Below are 21,878 nucleotides of genomic sequence, written 5' to 3' on the forward strand. Positions count from 1 at the left end.
CATTGCTGGATCGTTCTACTATTGATCAAGAAGCTTGAAAATACGACTTAAATGATGCAAATCCTCAGTTGAGATTCGTTCACTTATATAAGCAATTATAGCAGAATCCCGTTCATCAAAGGACTCGATGTAGTTCTTGCCTTCATCCGTAATCGCGATTTGCACAACGCGTCGATCCAAATCGCAGCGCACTCGCTCGATTAATCCTCTCTCAAGCAGCTTGTCCCCCATCAGCGTGACTCCGCCAGCTGTGATCAGCAGCATTTCTGCTAATTCCGTTGATTTCATCGGACTTTTTCGATTCAGATACTGAAGCATTCTGGTTTGATTGACAGAAAAACTGCAATCGAGTCCTTTGTGCCATTCTGTTTTCATTTTTTTGTAAACACTCTTTAATAGCGGGTACAGCTCCTTCCATTCCTCATCCATATGCATGTCCATCCTCATTTCTTGTAGGGCATTGACTTCTGCCGTCAAACGTTACTATAATTGCATAGGCTACCTAATCAATCTATTAATTATGTTCACCGAGGTGAATCGAATGGGCGAAAATAAATACGAGAACGTATCCGAGCTTATCGCGGTTTTCCAACGCTTCGCGCGAGCTGACTGGCGTAAAAAAACGATGTGGGACGGGCTAAAAGCGAGTGAGATTCGAATGCTTGTCAGCATAAAGCAAAACAATGACAATGGCACAACGGCTACGACGGTCACCGAAATCAGCAAAATATTAGAGGTAACCTCGCCTACGGTTACACAAATGCTCAACCGCTTGATTGCTGAGGGCTGCGCAATTCGAACGGCCGATCAAACAGATCGCAGAATTACGGAAATTACATTAACGGAAAAAGGAAACAGACTGGCAGCCAAAGCCATCGACAGATTCCATTCGATTTTCAAGGGCATCATCGACGATCTTGGCAAAGAGCAGTCCGATCAGCTTATCCTGATGCTGAATCAAGTATTTCAGTTTTTGGAATACGCGAACAAAACGGATGACCTATAGATATAGAAAGAGGATTTCGCCAGCTGCAGCTGCCGCTGGCGAAATCCCAATTGATTAGAGCCGCTCTTGCATTTATTGCAGAGAAGGCTCTTTTTTGATTAGATCGGTTGTTTCCGGATCCGCCTTAGCTTTCGAATCATTCGAGGAGCGAAGCGGAATTTCCTTCAGGAATAAAACAAGTATAAACGCGACGATTAACAAAGACATACCGAATAGAAATACGACAGTGAGCGAGTCGCTAAGCACGGATCGCACCATCTCGATAATGTGAGTAAATAACGGCTGTACCTGTTCGGGAAGCGTTGCATGCAATTCTTTGAGCTTAGGCTGATCAAGCAGCATTTGCGGATTAAGGAAGCTGGACAGCTGATTTGCCGTATCAGCATCGACCTGCGTCAAATCCGGACCCTCGCCTGCCTTCACAGCAGCCTCAAGCTTGCTCGACATTGTGGAATTCATAACCGTACCCATTACCGCAATGCCGATCGTGCCGCCTAAGTTGCGGAACAAGGTTGCCGTAGCAGTCGCTACGCCTAGCTGGGTTGGCGCTACAGCGTTCTGAACCGTCAATGTGAATACCGGCATTGAAATACCGAGTCCAATTCCGAAAACGATCATGGCGGCAACCGCAACAGCGACATTGCTCATAAAGGCCATCATAAGCATACCGACAACCATGAACGGCATGCCTGCCAATGCGAAACGTTTGTATTTGCCCGATTTGGAAATCCAGCGTCCGGATAATGTGCTAAGAAAAATCATTGCAATCGACATCGGCATATTGACGAAACCCGAATAGGTCGGAGAAATGCCAAGCACGCCTTGAACGAAAAAGGGAAGATACATCATCGCGCCCATCATGCCGGCATTCATCAAGAACCCAATCGAATTCGAAATCGTCACGATGCTGTTCTTGAACATGGATAATGGCAATACCGGACTTTTAGCCTTGCGTTCTACAAGCAGCAGAATGATTAGAAATACGACGGATGCCCCGAACAATCCAATAATTTGCGTTGATCCCCAATCATATTTCGTTCCCGCCCATGAGAAGCCAAGCAGCAGGGCAATCAACATCAATGACAATAATAATGAACCCAGGTAATCAATCGATTCCGTCGTTTTCCTTGCTGTTTTGGGAAACATGGACCAGATCATTCCGAATGCTACAACGCCAAGCGGAAGGAAAATCCAGAAAATCCATTTCCACGCGATATGATCGACCAGAAAACCGCCAAGTGTCGGTCCAATTACGCTGGAGAAACCAAACACGGCCATCATGATACCCGTCCATTTCGCTCTCTCCCGCGGAGCGAATAAATCACCGACTGCCGTAACCGTAGCTGACATCAGAATACCGCCGCCTAAGCCTTGAATACCTCGATACGTGATGAGTTGAAAGACGGTTGTAGAAGTTCCGCATAAAAAGGCACCTATGATAAAAAACACGATACCTACTAAGAGAAATGGCTTGCGCCCGTAGATATCGGACAGCTTGCCGACAAGCACGGTGGCAATTGTCGAGGTAAGCATATAGATTGTGATTACCCACGTGTAATACTCAATGCCTCCCAGAATCGCAATGATTCTCGGCATGGCTGTACTTACGATTGTCTGATTAATTGCCGCGAAAAACATCGCTGCCATCAGCGCAATCATAATGGTTAACTTCTTCTTTTGTGTCAAATGCTCCATACGCGCTGCACTCCTAAACCTTTTTATTTAGTATGGCCTGTTGGCTGCTACTTAAATCCTTTAGGTAGGTTGCCTACCTATTTGATAATGATACAATAACTTTAGTACTAAAACAACTGCGAATTTCTTGTATACGCTGCCATCAAAAAGCAATGTTTGCATGCAAGGTGAAACGGCTTCGCCGTCCTATGGCGGCGCAGCGCGTTTCATTCCGAGAAACATGGAGAATGTATCACCTAAGGATATACTTTCCTATATTTTAAGAAGAGACGCCTGACGGCATCCTTTCAATAGACGCCATCGTTTCGTCGAAACGTATAAAGAAAGCATGAGCAACCTCAAATGCTTTCCTAAACGTCAAAAAAAACAGGCCGGTGCTAGCTCCGGCCTGTCTCCACTCATCTATATTAATCGCCCAAAGGAAACCAGCCCGGCGTGTGAACAATGGCTTGCCACAGCGGATCCGGCACGACCAAACGTTCTTGGTCGTCTTTGTTGAGCGTTGTTTTAATATCATTCTCGCGTCCTTGTGCAACCTTCTCTACCCAGTCAGGCTCAATGATTAGCTCACGACCGATTGCAACTAACGGTATTCCGGTCTCCAATGCCTTCACAGCTTCATCAGGCGTGTGGATGGATCCTACACCGATAACCGGTACAAGATGTCCCACCCGCTCTTGAATCCATTCCATGCGGGTTTTTGTTTCTTCAGCCCCTCGCTTCGGAAGAGACCAGAAATCCATTAAGGAAACATGAAGGTAATCAAGCTCCTTCCTTGCCAATTCATCAAGAAGCGCAAAGGTATCCTCCATCGTTATGCCGGGAGTAGTAGCCTCCTCCGGGGAAAATCGATAGCCGACCAAAAACGGCTGCTTCGCATGGGTGCGAATGACCCGCTTTACTTCATCCACTACTGCCAGCGGAAAACGTAACCGGTTCTCCATGCTTCCGCCCCAACGGTCACTGCGCGTATTCGAATGCGCGGAGAAGAATTGCTGAATAAGATAACCGTTGGCACCGTGAATTTCTACGCCATCAAACCCTGCTTCAATCGCTCTTCGCGTCGCTTCTCCGAAATCAGCGATGATCCGTTCAATCTCAGATTCCGATAGTGCCCGCGGCACTACGCCTGCGCTCTGCTCCGATGCAACCGCGCTAGCACTCACGACGTCTCCATTAGGAACCAAGCCTGGCGGGCATTCTCTTCCTCCGTGGAAAATCTGCAGGACCGCCTTTGACCCTTTTTCTTTGATGGTCGCAGCCAGCTTGCTCAAGCTCGGTACCATGCCATCATGATCGCTGGCAAATTCGCCTTGGAACCCTTTCCCATTCGGTGATACATACACGCAAGCTGTCACAACCAAGCTGACTCCGCCTGATCGGCGTCCGTAGTACGCTAGCTCGGCTTCCGACACGGTTCCGTCTTCATTCGATGAGAAATTCGTCATCGGCGCCATAATAATGCGGTTCTTTAATTGCACTCCGCTTTTCAAAGACACTTTTTCAAATAAAGGCATATAGCTCTGTTTCATTATGTTCAACACTCCCGTTATCTATTTGCGGAATTCATTCAATGACCACTTTTTAACTGTAACTTTTTATAATACTGTAATATTAGTTTATACAGTTGCGATTGTCAAGCGACAAAAACAGCTACACCATTTGGTATAGCTGTCCTTCGACTATATGCATGAGCTTATGCCGAATGCTTCAAGCTCCGTATCGCAAGAAAGAAGGTGACTCATGTAATTTGCCCAAAGCTGCAATACATTATAGCTTAGAGACGTTTAAGCAGTGGTAGAAGTCGATTCACGCTCTTTCAGCTTCGTCTTTAGCTCTGTTTTACCGCCTGTAGTACTGAATGAGAAATAGTAAATACCCACAATTACTGCAGCCAGAATAGCAAGCGCAAAGAAAATATTGCTATATAGAAATGCCCCTTTATGAATGGCAAACGGGTTTAAATGAAAGCTAGTTTCCTTCGCGTCCAGCAGCCTGCCCATAACGCTGGTGGTCATGGCGCCGGAAATGAAATTCAGCAGTGACATCAGCCCCATGCCAACCCCGATTTGCTCTTTCGTAAGCGTCCGCGAGATCGTGTTCGACATTGCGATTTGCATAAAGGTTTGACCCATATTGCCGAACATCAGCAGAAACAGGATCAAATATGGCGAAGCACCAACAAAGATGGATAACAACACAAAGCAAGTAAAGCTTAGCGAAATCGCTGTATATACGAGAAAGGAATTTCCTTTTTCATCGGCAAGCCTTCCACCTCGGCGGCCCATGAGTGCAGAGATAATCGCAGCCGGGAACATGACAAGGCCTATTACGGCAGGGGACAATTGATTTAGATTTGAAAGAAACTGCGGTGTGACAAACGGCATACCGAAGCTCAGCATTGTCGCAAGAAAAGTAATAAACAATCCGAAGGAGTATTTTTTATTCTGAAATAGCTTCGGCTGGATAAATGGTTCTGCTGCTGTTCGTATGCGGATGATGAACAGGATAAGCAGAACGATTCCCCCTATAGCAAACCAGAGATTGGCTTGAGATATTCCGAGCAGCAGCAGCGCGACTGCACCGCCGAGCAGGATTCCCCCTAGAAAGTCGATTTTCTGAGCCTTGCCTCTTTGATTGTCTAAGTACTTGCGGAAGAAAGGCAATGCCAGCAACGGGATAATCGATAGCAGGAACAGAAATCTCCAGCTGGCAAAGCTTGTCACGAGGCCTGCCACAATCGGAGCGAGAGCAGTTCCTAGCGCAAGTCCGGCCGCTACCGTACCAAGTGCTCTTCCCCGCTTCTCAGGCGAGAAATAGCGAACAGGCACAATCATAGCAGTAGCCGGAATGACAGCGGCTCCGCTAGCTTGCAGAATACGACCCAATACAATCATCCAATATTCAGACGCCAAAAGACCTACAATTGAACCGAGTGCAAAGAAAATAAGCCCGAACGTTAATAAATCTTTCAAGCGGTATTTATCGGCAAGCTTTCCGTATGTAACGGAGCCTACGGCGTATACGATCATATAACCGGTGAGCAGCCAGCTTACCTGCGATGGCGTTATGCCGAACTCCTTGCTGATTACGGGCATGACCACGTTGAACATCGATGCATTCATAATTGAAAATACTAATGTAAAAGCTAAAATAGGCATCAGCTTTTCGCCATTGTTAGTCGTGCTTGCAGCTTCCAAAGTTGGATACACCCTTCCTTAATCTGTTGTCCTTCTTCGTTTGAATTCAAACGAAATGTTTAAAAAATAGAGCTAGCTACACTTTATTGCTCGTACGCTTTTATGATTTTTTTCAATAAACCCTGTAAAACAACCGTTTCTTCTTTCGTGAGCAGATTGCTTGATTTATTTTTTGCTTGCTGGACCGCCTCTTCCGATTGCTTATATTTCGCAAGCCCTTCATCGGTCAAATATATGCGCTTCATTCTGGCATCCTGGTCATGCTCGCGGCGAATGACCCAGCCACGCTTCACCATGCCGTTGATGAGACTCGTTACGCTCGACTTGTCGATAAAAAGCAGCTGCTCGAAATCCGCATTCATGGCCCCAGGCTTGATCGCCAGCAAATGAAGCGACTGCGATTGCTGCGGGGTCAATCCAAGCGGTCGAAGGGCAGATTCAATCTCACGCCTAATATTGGTAAATGCAAGCTTAATCAATAACGTATTGCTATCCTCATGCTCCCAAGGAAAACGAGCGATAAAGGTTTCTTTTCCCATTCGGGGCCCACTCCTAATTAGTTTGAATTCAAACTAATAGTAAAAGCCAGCTGTCGTTTTGTCAAGAACGATTCTCACGGATGCGCAAATCTATTGTTTCAAAATAATATGAATAGGTTATAAACAATAGAAATAGATACATATACTCATATAAAAGGGTCTTTAACCAAGGAGGATATATCAAATGGAATATATAACAAACAAAGCATATCGCAACGAGGATGTTTACTTTGATGGTTCGCATTATATCGGCTGTTCATTTACGAACTGCACCATCCATATACAGTCTCTGCGGTTCAATTATGACCGCTGCACTTTTCCCGGCTCTTCATTCAAGCTTAGTCCCAATCTATCCATGCTTCAAAATGTATATTCGCTTCTACCCTCTGCATTAACTAGCCAAACCGCTTGAATATGCATATAAGCACCTGCGAGAACGATACGGCAAATCCGCTTCAATTCGTTCTCCCCCTGCCAAAATAAGAACCCGCAAGGCTCTAAGCCGTGCGGGTTCTATTCCGTTCTTAATTGATGCTGCCGACTAGCTTCATAACAGCATCCCTTGTAAGCTTGTTCCCGCCAGCGGCAATTAGATTAACCGTTGCATGAGCAAGCGTTAAGGGGATTTTGCAAAATTCAAGAGCAGGACCGCCCTTTAAGTCCGCAATATAGGAATCAGCGATTTTTAAATTGCGACGCGTGTATTTGATCATTTCCTTCGATCCCCAGCCATCTGGAAAAAAGTCTACTCCCCGCTCCAAATCCTCCGTGCGATTGCGTAGAATATTAACGGCCTGCAGTCCTCTGCCGAAGGCGACTGCTTTGTGCTGATCGGTTTTCGTGCCGTCGAACCACAGCCAAATCTCCGACAGCATCTCGCCGACCATGCCTGCTACGCTATAGGTATAATTGTCCAAGTCCTCTTCTGTTTTAATGATCCAGCTGACATGGACCCATTCAGACATTTGCTTTGACATCTTGGCAATATGACGATAGACGACTTCATTGACTGTTGGGGGGCAAAGCTGAGCCCATTCATGAATCCGCATGGTCACGTCCGCAAGCACATCACCGTACGGAGCTAGCACCTTCTGAGATTCGTTTATAACATCCGAAGACTGAAACGCTTCATGAATCCCCTGCAGCAGATCCACTTTCAAATCGTCGGATATCGTCTCGTGATCTTCAATTTCATCAATTGCCCTCATGCACAGATAGGCGGATGCGACGGCTTCTTTCAAACTTGCTTTCAATCGGCTGATGGGAATATAAAAAGTACGGCTCGTTTTCTTCAACATGATCATCGCATCATTCAAGATAAAAACTCCTTCATTATGGCAGCTTTGCTTTTGGCCTGTTTTAATCGTTACTTCTATCATACCATACATGTATTTGGATGTGCACGTTACAACAATATACTACCCATTTCACATAGATTTGTATCATAAATACGCCTCAAACTAAAAAAATCAATCCTATTATATCTTTATCAATATTCCTAACACCATTCAAAAATTCATAAATCGCATTGCCAATCCGTTATCACCAAGATGATTCCCGGTGCAGAACGGGAGTCATCCTTTTTTTTATTTCCCCACTCTCCATTAACTCCCTTCCACTTGTTACAGCCAGTCATACGCATCCAGCCAAAAATATTTCCGTACAGCGACCACAGAAACAAAAAGTTATTCAAAACGAGAACTTTAATGGTATGTTATTACAAGATCTAATAAATTGGATTGAGGAGGGAATTATGAACACTTTATCTAAGAAGCTATCTTATATACTCGTTGTTACCTTATTCATCCTGCTTTGCATTTCCCCGTTTGCCCATGCTGAGGAGACTGGGAGAACAACAGAACCAACTGCATCAACATCCATTATCGGAAATGTTAGCCCGCCTGACGGTACATTGCTTACCGAGGGCTTTACACTCATCCAATTTGTTTTAGGTATTCCGCTGGCAGATATGGGCGACATCATCATTATCGTTGACGGTCAGCCCATTGATCCGATTCAAATCAATTACATTCATGGCATGGTGATTACGTATGCCTCGGATTTGAAAGATGGCGCTCATTCCTTGTATATTGGTGTGTTGGATCGTGATATGAATCTATTGCAGGAGTACAATGGAAGCTTCAACGTCCAGCTTTCGATTTGGAAAGAAAGCAGCATGAAAGCGGAGAATGTCGATGTGGCGTCACTTCGTTTAACCTGGACGCCCGCCGCTCAGAGCTTGGGTTATCGCATTTATGGCAATAGCCTGCTCATTGGGTCTGTTGATGGCAACACCACCTCTTTGGATGCAACGGATCTAATGCCAAAAACGACTTACAACTTCAAAGTGGAGGCGCAGCGTTCCGACGGCAGCTGGACGACGGACGGACCTGCAGCTTCGGCAACAACATTGCCTCAGGATCGGGTTAGCCCGATTATCGATTCTGTGACTCCTATTGATGGAGACTTATTAACGACGGCTTGGCCGAAAATCACGGCTCATATGTATGATAAAGATTCCGGCATTAATCCAATCATGACTGGAATCGGAATAAACGACAGGCTTGTAGCGTCCAGCTATGACGAGTCAACCGGGACGCTGACCGCGGTTGCCCCCAGATTGCCAAGCGGCACTCATACACTCCTGGTCTATGCCAGGGATATGGACGGGAATGTTGTTCGGCATACCAGCCGTTTTACCGTGAATTATGAGGCGGAAGCACCTTTTTTGGAATGGAACGGCAAACTTCGTGCCGCACTTGAAGCAGGCGATCCTGCTGATCGTGAGGATGTACGAAGGCTGAGCGCCGAGATTGCAGAGCTGGACCAAATAGAAGACTTATCCTTGATTGATCCGATTTGGAACAAAATCAAGACCAAGCTGCCTGCATCTGTTGATCAGGCCTGGTTGAAAAAAAAGCTGTTTGATATCATCCTGGCGATTGGTTCACTCCCTGTAAATGAGCAAGAAACTGGGCTTGTAGAAATCTTGTCGGATTCTGAATCGCTGGAGGCGCTGAATACGATAGCGGCGGCAGGCGGCGTAACGAACCTGACAACCGAGGATGTTCTAACGTTCTTATTTGGGGATGGCAACGATTATAGAGGGATCGAAGGTCAAATCCTTTATTTTGTATCAAGATTGTCTCCGATGGAACAGTTAGGACTAATAAGAGATAAACAAAAAATGTTGGACGTCCTCATGGATGCAATCAATAATCAGCTGTTGCAAACAACCTATTATAAAATCAGCAAGATGCTGAGGAATTTAAACGTCAATACCTATGATATACAGCTGACTTTGCAAAATTTCCAACGCAGGCTGGAACATGACGTGCCGGCCATTCAGGCGATGAATATTGCTTTTATCCGCTTAAAGGCGCAGGAATCAGTGAAGGTAAGCAATGGCGGCTATCAGCATAATTACAGCTTGCAGGTAGATTCTTTAGACATTCCTCCTCAAGCGCTGCTATGGAAGAAGGTATCCGGAAGCCCTGATATCCGTGTAACGCCAGACGGGACCGTCTCCATTCCTGAAGGGACGTATAATGCAACCGCAATCATTCAAGCAGCGCTCGTTAATCCTTATGGCAGCAATAAAGTCATCTTTGAGAAAGAAGTAATCCTAATGCCTGACAAAGACACGGCTGTCATCCTTCAGAGCATTATGAGTGCATTTGAAAGCGAGCTATACAAGGTGCAAAGCAAGCTAAATGACGCAACTACGCACGTAGAGCAGACACAGTTGATCATGGAAATGATGAATACGGGGAAAGAGGCAATCAAGCAGATCCAATCGTTAAAGATATCCAAAGCAGCCATAACAGATGCCACTGAGAGGATCATAAATAGTCTTGTACAAGCAGCCAGCACTTTACCGACTCTCTAAGCTACTGCCCTCCTCTTTCTAAAATGAGAAAGCAGAAGACCCTTGATTAGCTTGAGACCACTTAAAAGTTTAACTCTCAGAAAAGGTACAGAATGTATGCCCGGCTGGTCATATCGCCATGCATGGACCATTTGTCGTAATCTTAAGCGGATAATGAAGCTGAACGATTGATAGGTCCGGAATTTCTTTTCCTCATGTTTCATAAAAAGAAGAGCCGCTCACATGAGCGGCTCTCTCTGTTCTATCATGGGGAGAAAATTCCCCCGTCACCGGGAAGCCTGGGCAGTATCTGTTATTTACTAGCCAAGAACGCGGCAACCTCCGCCAGACGCGTAGCGAAGCCCCATTCATTGTCGTACCATGTTGCGACGGATAGGAGTTCTCCTTCCACATGCGTGAGCGGTAGATCGATGATCGACGTATGCGGGTCACCGACGATGCGCGACGACGCCCATTCGCCTTCGAGCACGTCCATGACGCCTTTCAGATCGCCTTCCCGCGAGGCGCGGCGGAACATATCATTCACTTCCTGCACCGAGCACGGCTTCTCCGTGATCAGGTTCAGCTCGGCAATGCTGCCTGTGCGGGTCGGTATACGGTACGCTTTGCCCGTGATCTGGAGGTCCGGCCAGATAAACTTGAGCGCCTTGGCGGCGCCAGACGAAGATGGAATGATGTTTTCGGCCGCTGCCCAAGAGTCCCGGCGGTCGCGCATCGGCTGATCCGTCAACGATTGTGTATTGGTATAGGAATGGACCGTGGAGAACAGCCCAAATTTAATTCCGTAGTTTTCTTTGACCAGCTTGACGACGGCAGCCAAGGCGTTAGTCGTGCAGCTAGCCATGCTGATGATTCGGTGCTTGTCTGGATCGAAGCTGTCGAGGTTGATGCCTTTTAGCAGCACTGCGTCGCAATCATCGAGGGATTTGCTAGGCCCGCTGATCAGGACGCGCTTCGCGCCGCGGTCCAGATGCACCTGCGCGACGGAACGAACGACGGCACGGCCCGTACAATCGACGACGAGATCCACGCCAAGCGCCTTCCAGTCCGGTACTTCCTGCGAGGAATTAATATATAGAATCTCTCGCCCACCAATGACCATTGCGCCTTCTGCGGCGGATACGTCCTCGTGCCAACGCTTGTAGTTGGAATCCACTTCGAACAGCGCGGCAAGTGTACCAACGTCCTTGATATCCGATACCGAAACCGGAACGAAAAGCTTGTCTTGAAGCGCTACGCGCAGCAGTATTCTGCCTATGCGGCCAAATCCGAAAATCGCAATTTTACCCATATTTCTCAGCCTCCATTTGCATGATGTTATCGACGGGAATAGTGTACGCTATTTGGCTGCAAAAAGTCCAATGATGGCCCCTTTCCTGCCGCTCCGGTATGCGAAGATATTACAGCGTGTCTTTATTGAGCTCTTGATATCCGATAGCTTAAGCTTTCTATATAATGATTAGCACAGCATGCTCTATTTATTAATATTTTTTTCTATTGATTGAACAAATTTCGGATCACTTATCATTGGACCAAACAGCTGGGATATGTACAGCTATTTTTTCTCGAATATGATTGCGGTTTTGCGATTCGTCATATATATTACAGCCGATTCCAGCAGCTCAGACACAAAACGTAATGGTAAAAACCGTGCATCGAGTCGAACAGCCATTACGTTGGCCAAAAACAACGGATATCTCGAACGATTGCAGGAGAGGCGATACTTGCGCGCATAGCCTTAAGACGATATCGTAAAGGTCAGGGAGGCGATGTGAACATATGCTGGAACCGGGGAAAACATACAATACGGCAGTAGAGGTAACGCTTGAGGTTATCGGTGGCAAATGGAAGCAGGTCATCCTTTTCCATCTAACGTTCGGAAAGAAACGCAACGGCGAGCTGAGAAGCTTGCTCCCAGCGGTAACGCAAAAAGTGCTAACCCAGCAGTTGAAGGAACTGGTAGAGGATGGCATCATTAACCGAATATCATACAATCAAGTGCCGCCCAAAGTCGTGTATGAGCTGACCGAGTACGGTTGGAGCCTAAAAGAGATTCTTCATCTCATGTGTAGATGGGGAGATCGGCATGCCGAGCGCGCTTATGGCGATAAGATCAAGATTTTGTCTGGAACGCCTCGATTAGATGTGGGAATTAATTCGTTAAAAATAGAAACCGGTCGCTGGATATTACCATTGCTAAGTTCATGGGATTGCCCAATGCGAACCCGCATACAACCGAAGGCCGGAGCGCAGACCAGGTCCAGCTGCTTCCCGGCTGCCGCTGTTCGAGAAACTGCTGTTGGTCGACATTAAACTCCGGCGGCATATGGTAGGCGTCCGTTTCTCGGGCGGGTGTCTTGAAGGGACCCAGGTGTGCGCCATATACTTTGTAGCCCTGCATTAGGCTCACATGCCGAAGGCTAGACGCGGCCTGCTCGATTGCATCCACGACGTTGACGAGCATGGAGAGGTTTGGGGCAACAAGCTCAGCCCAAGTAAGCCGGTCTTGATAGGCGGCGTAAAAGATATGGGTGACTTCCGTTAAACAACCGAGCTTCTCGCGCGTTTCACTCTCATTTAGCAGATCGACAGCTTCGTATCGCGTTCGCCCGTTTCCTCTTGTGTCTCCGCCACGCCGCGATACGCCGATAATATCCCAATCGGGAAGCTGCTCGAGATAATCAATCAGATTTCTCCCAATAACCCCGTTGGCTCCAACGACGAGTGCCGTTTTGCGCGGCAGCGTTTCCTGTACCCTCATAAGTATCTCTCCTCATCCGTTATGGTCTCATCCTCATTGTGCATGCTGCGGGGAGGAATAAAAAGTACGCACTTTGGAGTTATATAGTTACTTGAAAGTAACATAAGGCATGAAATTGTTTACTCTAATAGTTGAAAAGGGTACCCCAACGCTAAACACTATGTTCAAAGTGTTCAGTGTAGGGTTACCCTATTATGGCTTATCGTGCTTCTGTTTGCATGGTTTTGCTAAAGCGTGTTCCATCGGCTAATCCTCAAATCTTAAAGTGAAAATAATAGCGGATTCAAGCCCTTTCAAAGAATCCGGCGATAAATCTGCGGTACTTATCATATTAGTGCTCGTCGATACAGGTATGGAATCATCCGCTTTGAATGTTAGCGGGTCGCTCGGAAAGATGAGGCCTCTTGATGTTAATGATTTGTCCCACGGAACAGTAAACGTAGAGAGACTCGATCCCGAATCGTTTCCGGCTCTAACTTTAATCGTGTTAAATTCATATTGTCCATCAATGAACACGGCTTCGATGGATATGATGATTTCTACTTTATGATTCTTTTGAAGATCAGGATGAAAAAACAAATCGCCAATGGAGCCTCCCGATGATACTTTTTTGCCTTGCTTCCAAATATCGATATCCAACCATACATTTGGTTTTGTTCCTTTATAGCTCAGCTCAAACGCACCGGACATTGGGCCTAGGAAAGGTTGAAACTTTGCTCCAGCACCCTTAAATAGATCAACGTGGGTCAATAACATTTCAGCTGGCATATTTCCCTGTTCAATCATTGACGATCTCGATTCAAATATGGACTTACATCCCGATGTCAACAGTGCAAGCAAGCTTAAGAGTAGAATCATGCGGTAAATTTTAAATTTACGTATTCATATTCCCCCCTCATCAAGTCATCCATTGTTCGAATTTCTCAAACCAAATCAGTCATTGAAAAACGATCCATTGAACATACCATTATAGGGTAAATTTGTAAATGAAATCGAACTACTCCATTTCGCGATTGAAATATTTCTGTACAGTCGCGTAAGCCAGCTTCGGCCTCCGGTAACGGTCAACGATCCCTTTGCTATTCTGCGTACCCGCTCTCGTAATGAGCCAATCCGTTCCTTCCGTTACCCTGCAATCGCAATATTGCCAGATGAACATACCAGAAATATGCCCTCTCGATGTATAGGCAGATAAATTGGCTTCTATAATATCGGATTGGCGCTCTTCCGTTCCGCGCACCCTGCTGGCATCGCGATGTCCGTAATAGCCGTCTCCGCCAAACTCGCTCATGATCATCGGTTTGCCTGAACCGCCGCTTGCGTCTGCCCAATCTCTGGCAAGATCGCAGAGCTCGCCCGGATCTTCATCTCCGTACCAGCCCGGATATAAGTTGAATGAAACGATATCCGCCAAATCAAAACAAAGCTCCTTGTCCCGATGATGGGATGCGAAGGTAAGCGGGCGACTGGCATCAAGTCCACGAATTTGCTCCAGCTGCTCCTTGTACATTTCACGTCCCTCGGGAGTATTGCTTGCACATTCATTTAGAATCGCCCATATGACGATGGATGGGTGGTTGTAATGCTGCTCCACCATTTCGCGGTTTACCTGCTTGCATTGCCAGTGAAAATTCGGGTTTTGCATTTGGCTTAGACTAAGCCCTCTCGCATGATTCTCCTCCCACACAAGAATGCCTCGTTCATCGCATAAGTCTAGAAACCGCTCATCGTTTGGATAATGGCTTGTCCGTACCGAATTGCAGCCCATATTTGTTATCAAATCAGCGTCTAACGCCATAAGCTGAAGCGGTAGAGCCGAACCGACCATCGGATGGTCTTCATGCCGATTAACCCCTTTAAATACAATATCCTTGCCGTTAAGCTGTATTTTCCCCTTTTCGGTTGTCACGACTCGGAATCCGACACGCTCAATCAGATCATCGACAACAGCATCGTCTACTACGAGCTGCGACTTCAGCTCATACAGGACCGGGCTTTCCTGTGACCAAGCCTCGGCTTCGTTAAAATCAAACGTACCTTCCATTCTGGTTATGCCTGCTTCGATAGGCGAACATATGTCCAGCTGAAGCTTCCTGCCGCAAAGCTCGATTTGCAGGCGATATGGATGACCGCCTTCGCGCAAATGACGGACAAAGCCTTGAATGCGTGCTTTCCACTTCCCATTCTCCCAGATCGGCGTGAATGCGATCCTCTCGATATAAAGCTCGTCCAGCTGCTCCATTGCAACGGGTCTGTTAATCCCGCCATACGTGTAATAATCATTCGGAATATGAAGTGCGGAATCCGGCCCGAACCGATTGTCTGCGATGACGGTAAGCTCATGATCGCCTGGTTCAACGTCTATTGCAATGGCATCAAAAGCCGTATAAGCGTTATAATGCTCCGCGAGAATCTGCCCGTCTAAATAGACATGCGCAGTGTGGCTCACGCCTTTGAACACGAAGCGAAGCGAAGTTTTTTTCTTTAGGCTAATTCGCTTCCGATAGGCGCCTCTTCCTCTATAAGTCAAGAAATCGGGGTGCATCTCCCAGCAGCCTGGAACAATAAGCGTATTCGAATATGAAAGGCGGCCTAAATTCGGCTCTCCCTCTCCGATTATTGCAAAATCCCAACTGCCATCGAGAGAGTGCACCTCTCGATGCTCGTTTGTTTGAAATAGTCTAGTCATTAGCTATTCTCCTATTCGATGTGGCTGTATTTTTTCCGGTATTCAGTAGGGGTCATGCCTGTTTCGCCTTTAAATACTTTATTGAAATACGAATGCTGGTACCCGACGCTTTCCGCAATCTCATTGATTTTGAGCGGCGTTGTTGTAATAAGCTCCTTTGCTTTGTCGATTCGAAGCCGCATAATGTAATCGATATAATGGAAGCCTGTCACTTGCTTGAACGACCTGCTCAGCATAAAAGGACTCGTATGGCACCGCTCCGAGCATTCTTCAAGCGATATATCACGCATATATTCATTTTTCAGCAACTGGACCGCCTCTTCAACAACCCGTCTAGCGCCTATGTTTTGCGCTTGGTTGAACTCATCCAAGTACGGTTTAATGATTTTGTCCATAAACCAGCCGCGCATGGCGAGTATATCCGGCAACGCCAACAGATCGCCGTACAAATTCCCTTCCTTGAACAGCGGATGTGACACGAAACCGAGCTCTATCAGCATATGTCTTACGCTCCCAAGCAGCTGCAGAAGCCCTTGCCGAACGCTCAGCTCATGCATGCTGATCCGCTCCAGCTCATTCATATACTCCGTAAATAGCAATGCCGATTCCTCGTTCAGACCAAGGCGCATAACATGCAGCAGCTCCTTCTCTTGTACGAATGGATACTGTGCATCATTTAGCTGCAGCGGGATAAGATCCTCCATAGCGATAATCTGGTGGGTTTCCTGCAAGGCACGGTAGCTGATCGCTTGCCTCGTCTGCTCCAGCAGCTCAGGAATGCGGCCGATTTCCTCTGTCCATCTACAAATGATTACTGTTACTCGCAGCCTTAGCACTTCCGAAAGCGTTGAGATTAACGCCTGCGACATACCCTGCAGCATGTCCTTGCGTTCCTTTGCAGTCATATGGATGCTGGCTGCGCACAGCAGGCCGACGGACATGTCCTGGAAATTAATAAGATTCGCTTCGATGCCTCTGCTGGAAGCCAGCTCTTCGGAGATGTTGCCCGCTGCGAAAGAGATAAGCTGCCGGTCATCTTCCCGAAACCGAGCTCCGTCTTCATGAAGGCCCGATAATTGAATTAAGAGCAGCGAAAATTGCCGATCCTCGGATGGCCAACCTAGTTGATCCATTCTATGCCTCAAGCTTGCTTCATTGCTCGCATACAAATGGCCTTGGACAAGCTGTAGGAGAAATCCCTCGCGCAGGGACGGCACCGATTGCTGGAGCCTCTCCTTTAACGTTCTCGTTTCATTCATGACCGTCATCCATTTCTGTTCCAGAAACTCCATTTCGCGCTCGGCGGCAGGCTCGCCGTTTCTATCCGTGCCAAGCAAGGCGAGCAGCCTTCCAATTGGCTTGTATAGCCGAAGTGACGCATACCATGACAGCAGCAAGGCAAGCATCAAGCCAGCGAGGCTGCATATTAATATCCATCTAGACGAGAGGACGACCGGTTCCGTCAATTCGCTTAAAGGCGTTGCGGTTACGTAGGTCCATCCAGCAAGCTCAACCTGGCCAAACGAGACGATATACGTTTCTTTTTTCCATTTGAAGGGGAACGTTCCCTGATCGGGATGATGCTCAAGCACATGCTGCTTCAAAGCAGCCGACAACCCCGCTTGGCCCGCGGAGGGCTCAAGCACAAACTGTCCCGCCCTCTGCAGCAGAAATGACGTTCCTTTATCGCCCGCCTGCAAATAAGCTACGTTTCTTTCGATTTCAGCCGGATTGATCGCAAGGACAAATGCCCCGAACGGATGCTTGGAATGCCAAGGCAGCTTGAATATAATCGAGACTGGCGATGTATTGCCCCGAGCACTAATCGCAAGGTTATATGATAAGAACAGACCTGTGTTTTGGCTAAGGTCATCGTGATAAGCCTCTAAGCTGCTCGGCTCCAAGTATTCAATGCCATCTGCCGACAATAGCGCCTGCTGCTCATTTAGAAACAAATACGCATCGTTCACCAGTAGGCTTGAGCTGCCTACGACCGTCATCGTCTGCATAAGCTCCTGTGTTTCATCGATATGGTCCAGAAATGTATAATTTTCCAAATAGCTCCCGAACATCGGATTGTTCGACCAACGGCTCATTACGATGGAAATCTGGTCGAACTGACTGTTCATCATATCGGCAAATTGCGCAATTCGGAGTGTATGTGTCTTGAATACCTGCTTCTCGATTTCGTTCTTGCCGATTACATAGTTGCTCGCTGCGATAATAATGGCAGGAATACATGTAATCAGCAGGACGAGCACTAAGCTTTTGCGAAAATATTCCCCTCGCAGCATCCCCGTTTTAGCCCGCAACGTCCATCTCTTGCTCAATGTCATACCCCCGAAAACAAATCCATTTTGCATGCCTGGCAACTAAATACAGCATACCCTCAGCTTCTCCAGGGAGCAGTTGAGGGCGCTGTCATTATTTTGTGCTATTTCTTGCTTGATAAGCTGCATTCATTTCTTCAATGATTTGTTGATAGGTTTGATCCGCTTGTAGCTCAGCTGTGAAAGCATCCCAATCCTCAAGCGCGGCTTTGCCCATAATGATCTTTGTTTTCAAGTCTTGAATCTTTTTATCATAATCGCTGCCTAGCTTCGAACCCGTCTCCGTAATTAATCCCGCTACAGGGTTCGATACGCTAGCATCAGCAGCTTGATCAATCAGCATTCTTTCATGCTTCAGCTTATCCGCAGGCAAGCCTGTGCCTAAATTCCCATATTTATCATATTTCATGAATATGTTCTGCATAAACTGGAAGCTCAGATCGTTAGTAGCAGCCTCAGTCAACACATAATTAACGCCATCTTTAGTAAAATCCTCGCCTTCCATGCCATACGCTGCAAGCTCATGCCCTTCATCGGACGCACCGTAATCGAGGAAAGCAAGCAGCTTTTTCACTTTCTCCTCTTTCACGCTTTTTGAAATGACGAACATCCCGAAGTGGCCGGTTCCCTTTGCTGCATACTTTCCGTTAACCCCTTCCAAATAAGGTGTCCATTCCAAATCGGCATCCGCTTTGCCGGCAGCTTGAAGCTCTTTGACCATCGTCGGTATTTGATTCGGCTTATCCGGGAAAATGCCCGCTTTGCCTGCATACACTAAATCCTTGGCTTGATCATGCTTAAGCAAAGCAAAGTCCTTCGGAATGAGATTTTCATCGTATGCTTTCTTCAGCCATTCCAGCGCATCACGCATGGATGGGTCAAACGTCATATCGACGAGCTTGCCGTCAACGGCTTTATACTTGCCGCCCGTACCCGTAAATGCTTCCTGAATAAAAGTAAATTGACCCATATCGGCTTGATTGACGTAACCGGACAATCCTACTGTATCCTTTTGGCCATCCGGAGCATTGTCTTTGAATGCTTTCATAACCGCATATAATTCATCCATCGTCGTTGGAACGGCTAGGTTCAGCTTCTCTAGCCAATCCGTCCGTATTAACGGCTGGGCATTTCCTTCAGTCGGCCGAACGCGCGGCACGCCATAAAGCTTTCCTTCAACAAGGTTATTTGTAAACGTAATCGTTGGAAATTTCATTAGATTCGGATAATCCTTGATCAGCTCCGTTAAATCCCAAAACGCGCCCTGCTTGGCCATGTTCTGAAATGCGGCATTGCTCGTATCCGTAACAAGCATGAGATCCGGAAGCTTTCCGGAAGCCAGCGTTACGTTTACCTTTTCATTGAAATTGTTTGGCGTTACCCACGTGATGTCCAGCTTCGTATTCGTTCGCTTTTCGACTTCCTTCAAAATCCGATTGTCTGGCGCCGGCGGTTCCTTCTGATAGTAGATCGTCAGCACGCTCAAGTCAGTCGGCCCCTTGTCTGTCACCTCGCTGCCCGTGTTGTTCTGAGCTGAGTTGCCATTGCCCCCGCAGCCGGAAATGACGAGCGTAAAAGCAAGAACAGCTGTTAAACCCGCAAACCAATTTCTCTTTCTAATCATTACATTTTGCCTCCCTGATCGGTCTTTTTATTATATCTCTCATTCCTTGACAGAGCCAACCATGGCCCCTTTTGCAAAATGCTTCTGCAGGAATGGATATACCAGAAGAATAGGAATGGTGGAGATGATGACAGCCGCCATTTTTTTCGTTTCGGACGGGATGCTCGCCATGCCGGTATCGCTGGCAGCCGCCCCTCCCATCGCTGTCGAGGAATCGATCAGCATGTTTTGCAGCAAGATCTGCAGCGGCCATTTGGCTGTATCATTAATGAACAGCACCGCACTAAAAAACGTGTTCCAATATGAAACCGCGTAAAATAAACCAAAGGCGGCGAGTGAAGGCAGCGAAAGCGGGAGAATGATGCGGAACCATACGCTCATATCGTTGCAGCCGTCAATGCGGGCAGCCTCCTCCAAGCCGACGGGAATTGAATCGAAAAAACCCTTCATAAGCAGAACATACCAACCGCTTGTTATAACCGGTATGATTAGCGACCATAGACTGTCAATCATTCCGAGCTCTTTTACGACTAAATAGCCCGGAATTATGCCTGGATTAAACAGCGTAGTCAACAGGATAAGAAACATAAGCGGTTTCCTGCCTCTCATTCGCTTTCGCGAAAGACCATAGGACAAGGAAGAGGTAATGATCAAGCTGCACAACGTACCAACGACCGCCAGAAACGCACTGATGCCCGTTGCCCTCAAAAACGTCGAGGTTGACAGCAAATACTCGTAGGAAACGAGCGTCCACGTTTTCGGAAATAGCAGCAAGCCTCCTTGGCGATACTCTTCCGGCGTCGTGAATGAAATGACGAAAACATAATAGAACGGGAACAAACATAAAGCGCCTACCAGCAGCAGAATAGTTACGTTTATAGCGCCAAAGGCACGGTCAAAGCCGCTTTCCCGAATCGCCGTTTTGGGAATCTTGCTCATTAATACACGCCCTCCTCGCCGAATTTTTTTGCAAGCCAATTCGCAAATATGACCAATGCCACACCGATAAAGGATTTAAACAGCCCGACTGCCGTACTGTAGCTGAATTGGGCCTGCAAGATGCCTACTCGATAGACATAGGTGTCGAACACCTCGGCCACCTCCGACACTGCGCCATTCATCATGAGGTATACCTGTTCGAAGCCCACGTCCATGATATGGCCGATACGAAGAATCAATAGAATGATAATTACGTTGCGGATTGCAGGCAAAGTGACATGCCACATTTGGCGCAATCTGCCTGCTCCGTCCAGCTTCGCCGCTTCATATTGCTGCGTGTCCACGCTTGCGATCGCTGCCAGAAACAGAACCGTTCCCCACCCCACTTCCTTCCAGATCGACTGCAATGTAAGCAGTACCCAGAAATAATCAGGATTGGTCAGAAAATCTACTTTCTCATGCCCGAACGCAGCAAGCAGCTGATTAATAACCCCTTCCGATTGCGAAAGCATAAGAAAGCTCATGCCTACAATGACTACCCATGACAAGAAATGAGGCAAATAAACGATCGATTGAATCGTCTTCTTAAACCATTGAAGCCTCAACTCATTCATCATTAAAGAAAGCAAGATCGGCAATGGGAAGAAGAAAATTAGGCTTAAAGCGTTAATTGCCATCGTATTTCTGAATATTCGGTAAAATTCAGGATTAGCGAATAATCGTTGGAAATGCTCCACTCCTACCCACTCACTATGAAGAAAACCGAGATAAGGAGAATACTCCTGAAAGGCAATGAGCACTCCCCACATCGGGATGTACTTGAAAACAAGAAAATATAATAGCCCGGGAAATACTAATAGATACAAAAACAAATCCCGGCGCAGCAGCTTGCCTTCATTCCTAAGGCTAGCTCTAAAGCGATGCCCTAAACTTGCTGCTTCCTTCTGCGGTTGAACAAACTCCATGTTCGTATTCATTGGTTAGCCACTCCTCTATCTGCTTGACTGCTGTGGTTTGGTGCTCGGCAACTTCCTCTACTATAGGCCTGACACAGCTTGAACGCTTTAACAAATACTTGCAAAGCGGCTTGATTGAGCTAACAAAATCTTGTTATAGGACCAATTAACGATGATTTCGAATCTACTCCCCTTCTTTTAGATAGTCGATTGACAAAATCTATCCTTGCATAGTACATTCCTTTTAGTT

The 21,878-nt window shown here is 46.9% G+C and carries 15 protein-coding genes and 2 pseudogenes; 3 read left to right on the forward strand and 14 right to left on the reverse strand.

What is annotated here, in order from left to right; genetic code table 11:
• Positions 1-18: 18 nt before the first annotated feature.
• Positions 19-429: a MarR family winged helix-turn-helix transcriptional regulator gene (locus tag FHS16_RS06955; protein WP_183560283.1), complete on the reverse strand. Its 411-nt coding sequence runs from the start codon at positions 427-429 to the stop codon at positions 19-21.
• Between the two features lie 112 nt (positions 430-541).
• Here FHS16_RS06955 and FHS16_RS06960 point away from each other — a divergent pair, with 112 nt between their 5' ends.
• Positions 542-1,006, forward strand: coding sequence for a MarR family winged helix-turn-helix transcriptional regulator (locus FHS16_RS06960; protein ID WP_183560285.1), 465 nt, complete (start codon positions 542-544; stop codon positions 1,004-1,006).
• A 72-nt stretch (positions 1,007-1,078) separates the two neighbouring features.
• Here FHS16_RS06960 and FHS16_RS06965 read toward each other — a convergent pair whose 3' ends face one another.
• The 5 genes from FHS16_RS06965 to FHS16_RS06985 form a co-directional block, all read right to left on the reverse strand.
• Positions 1,079-2,701 carry an MDR family MFS transporter gene (locus FHS16_RS06965; RefSeq protein ID WP_183560287.1) on the reverse strand — a complete coding sequence of 541 codons (1,623 nt, stop codon included), beginning with the start codon at positions 2,699-2,701 and terminating at the stop codon, positions 1,079-1,081.
• 407 nt (positions 2,702-3,108) lie between these two features.
• A complete protein-coding gene (locus tag FHS16_RS06970) occupies positions 3,109-4,233 on the reverse strand; it encodes an NADH-dependent flavin oxidoreductase (protein WP_183560289.1) in 1,125 nt (374 codons plus the stop codon).
• 255 nt (positions 4,234-4,488) lie between these two features.
• Positions 4,489-5,862, reverse strand: a complete 1,374-nt coding sequence (locus tag FHS16_RS06975; RefSeq protein ID WP_183560530.1) for an MFS transporter — start codon at positions 5,860-5,862, stop codon at positions 4,489-4,491.
• 122 nt (positions 5,863-5,984) lie between these two features.
• The gene (locus FHS16_RS06980) at positions 5,985-6,440 is read right to left on the reverse strand and encodes a MarR family winged helix-turn-helix transcriptional regulator (RefSeq protein WP_183560292.1); all 456 of its coding nucleotides are present in this window, start codon (positions 6,438-6,440) and stop codon (positions 5,985-5,987) included.
• A gap of 524 nt (positions 6,441-6,964) precedes the next feature.
• Positions 6,965-7,744 (reverse strand): squalene/phytoene synthase family protein, encoded by a 780-nt coding sequence (locus FHS16_RS06985; protein WP_183560532.1) that lies wholly within the window; start codon positions 7,742-7,744, stop codon positions 6,965-6,967.
• A gap of 449 nt (positions 7,745-8,193) precedes the next feature.
• Between FHS16_RS06985 and FHS16_RS06990 the strand changes: the two genes are divergently transcribed.
• Positions 8,194-10,329: a fibronectin type III domain-containing protein gene (locus tag FHS16_RS06990; RefSeq protein WP_183560294.1), complete on the forward strand. Its 2,136-nt coding sequence runs from the start codon at positions 8,194-8,196 to the stop codon at positions 10,327-10,329.
• A 292-nt stretch (positions 10,330-10,621) separates the two neighbouring features.
• On the opposite strand, the gene FHS16_RS06995 is transcribed toward FHS16_RS06990, so the two are convergent.
• On the reverse strand, positions 10,622-11,620 hold the full coding sequence (locus FHS16_RS06995) for a type I glyceraldehyde-3-phosphate dehydrogenase (protein WP_183560296.1): 999 nt from the start codon (positions 11,618-11,620) through the stop codon (positions 10,622-10,624).
• A gap of 488 nt (positions 11,621-12,108) precedes the next feature.
• On the opposite strand from FHS16_RS06995, the pseudogene FHS16_RS07000 reads away from it, so the two are divergent.
• Positions 12,109-12,453 (forward strand): annotated as a pseudogene (locus FHS16_RS07000) (winged helix-turn-helix transcriptional regulator); the annotation flags it as partial.
• Between the two features lie 58 nt (positions 12,454-12,511).
• Here the strand turns inward: FHS16_RS07000 and FHS16_RS07005 are convergent.
• From FHS16_RS07005 to FHS16_RS07035, 7 genes and pseudogenes are all read right to left on the reverse strand, one after another.
• Positions 12,512-13,090 (reverse strand): annotated as a pseudogene (locus FHS16_RS07005) (NAD-dependent epimerase/dehydratase family protein); the annotation flags it as partial.
• A gap of 246 nt (positions 13,091-13,336) precedes the next feature.
• A complete protein-coding gene (locus tag FHS16_RS07010) occupies positions 13,337-13,876 on the reverse strand; it encodes a hypothetical protein (RefSeq protein ID WP_183560298.1) in 540 nt (179 codons plus the stop codon).
• A 211-nt stretch (positions 13,877-14,087) separates the two neighbouring features.
• Entirely contained in the window at positions 14,088-15,779 is a 1,692-nt protein-coding gene (locus FHS16_RS07015) for a glycoside hydrolase family 2 protein (protein ID WP_183560300.1), read from the reverse strand.
• An 11-nt stretch (positions 15,780-15,790) separates the two neighbouring features.
• A complete protein-coding gene (locus FHS16_RS07020) occupies positions 15,791-18,109 on the reverse strand; it encodes an AraC family transcriptional regulator (RefSeq protein WP_183560302.1) in 2,319 nt (772 codons plus the stop codon).
• A 94-nt stretch (positions 18,110-18,203) separates the two neighbouring features.
• Positions 18,204-19,733 carry a type 2 periplasmic-binding domain-containing protein gene (locus FHS16_RS07025; RefSeq protein WP_246431638.1) on the reverse strand — a complete coding sequence of 510 codons (1,530 nt, stop codon included), beginning with the start codon at positions 19,731-19,733 and terminating at the stop codon, positions 18,204-18,206.
• A gap of 39 nt (positions 19,734-19,772) precedes the next feature.
• Positions 19,773-20,672 carry a carbohydrate ABC transporter permease gene (locus tag FHS16_RS07030; RefSeq protein WP_183560304.1) on the reverse strand — a complete coding sequence of 300 codons (900 nt, stop codon included), beginning with the start codon at positions 20,670-20,672 and terminating at the stop codon, positions 19,773-19,775.
• Complete coding sequence (locus FHS16_RS07035) at positions 20,672-21,649, reverse strand: ABC transporter permease (protein WP_376769656.1); 978 nt, start codon at positions 21,647-21,649, stop codon at positions 20,672-20,674. The genes FHS16_RS07030 and FHS16_RS07035 overlap by 1 nt, the downstream gene beginning before the upstream one ends.
• Between the last annotated feature and the right edge of the window lie 229 nt (positions 21,650-21,878).

The sequence above is a fragment of the Paenibacillus endophyticus genome, assembly GCF_014192395.1.
Classification (GTDB): Bacteria; Bacillota; Bacilli; order Paenibacillales; family Paenibacillaceae; genus Pristimantibacillus; species Pristimantibacillus endophyticus.

Bases quoted from the DNA above. Each gene is read 5' to 3' on its own strand.
- FHS16_RS06970 (WP_183560289.1), bottom strand. From the start codon at position 4,233: ATGAAACAGAGCTATATGCCTTTATTTGAAAAAGTGTCTTTGAAAAGC.
- FHS16_RS06955 (WP_183560283.1), bottom strand. From the start codon at position 429: ATGGATGAGGAATGGAAGGAGCTGTACCCGCTATTAAAGAGTGTTTAC.
- FHS16_RS06975 (WP_183560530.1), bottom strand. From the start codon at position 5,862: ATGCCTATTTTAGCTTTTACATTAGTATTTTCAATTATGAATGCATCG.
- FHS16_RS06990 (WP_183560294.1), top strand. From the start codon at position 8,194: ATGAACACTTTATCTAAGAAGCTATCTTATATACTCGTTGTTACCTTA.
- FHS16_RS06995 (WP_183560296.1), bottom strand. From the start codon at position 11,620: ATGGGTAAAATTGCGATTTTCGGATTTGGCCGCATAGGCAGAATACTG.
- FHS16_RS07025 (WP_246431638.1), bottom strand. From the start codon at position 19,733: ATGATTAGAAAGAGAAATTGGTTTGCGGGTTTAACAGCTGTTCTTGCT.
- FHS16_RS07035 (WP_376769656.1), bottom strand. From the start codon at position 21,649: ATGAATACGAACATGGAGTTTGTTCAACCGCAGAAGGAAGCAGCAAGT.
- FHS16_RS07010 (WP_183560298.1), bottom strand. From the start codon at position 13,876: ATGATTGAACAGGGAAATATGCCAGCTGAAATGTTATTGACCCACGTT.
- FHS16_RS06965 (WP_183560287.1), bottom strand. From the start codon at position 2,701: ATGGAGCATTTGACACAAAAGAAGAAGTTAACCATTATGATTGCGCTG.
- FHS16_RS06985 (WP_183560532.1), bottom strand. From the start codon at position 7,744: ATGATCATGTTGAAGAAAACGAGCCGTACTTTTTATATTCCCATCAGC.
- FHS16_RS06980 (WP_183560292.1), bottom strand. From the start codon at position 6,440: ATGGGAAAAGAAACCTTTATCGCTCGTTTTCCTTGGGAGCATGAGGAT.
- FHS16_RS07015 (WP_183560300.1), bottom strand. From the start codon at position 15,779: ATGACTAGACTATTTCAAACAAACGAGCATCGAGAGGTGCACTCTCTC.
- FHS16_RS06960 (WP_183560285.1), top strand. From the start codon at position 542: ATGGGCGAAAATAAATACGAGAACGTATCCGAGCTTATCGCGGTTTTC.
- FHS16_RS07030 (WP_183560304.1), bottom strand. From the start codon at position 20,672: ATGAGCAAGATTCCCAAAACGGCGATTCGGGAAAGCGGCTTTGACCGT.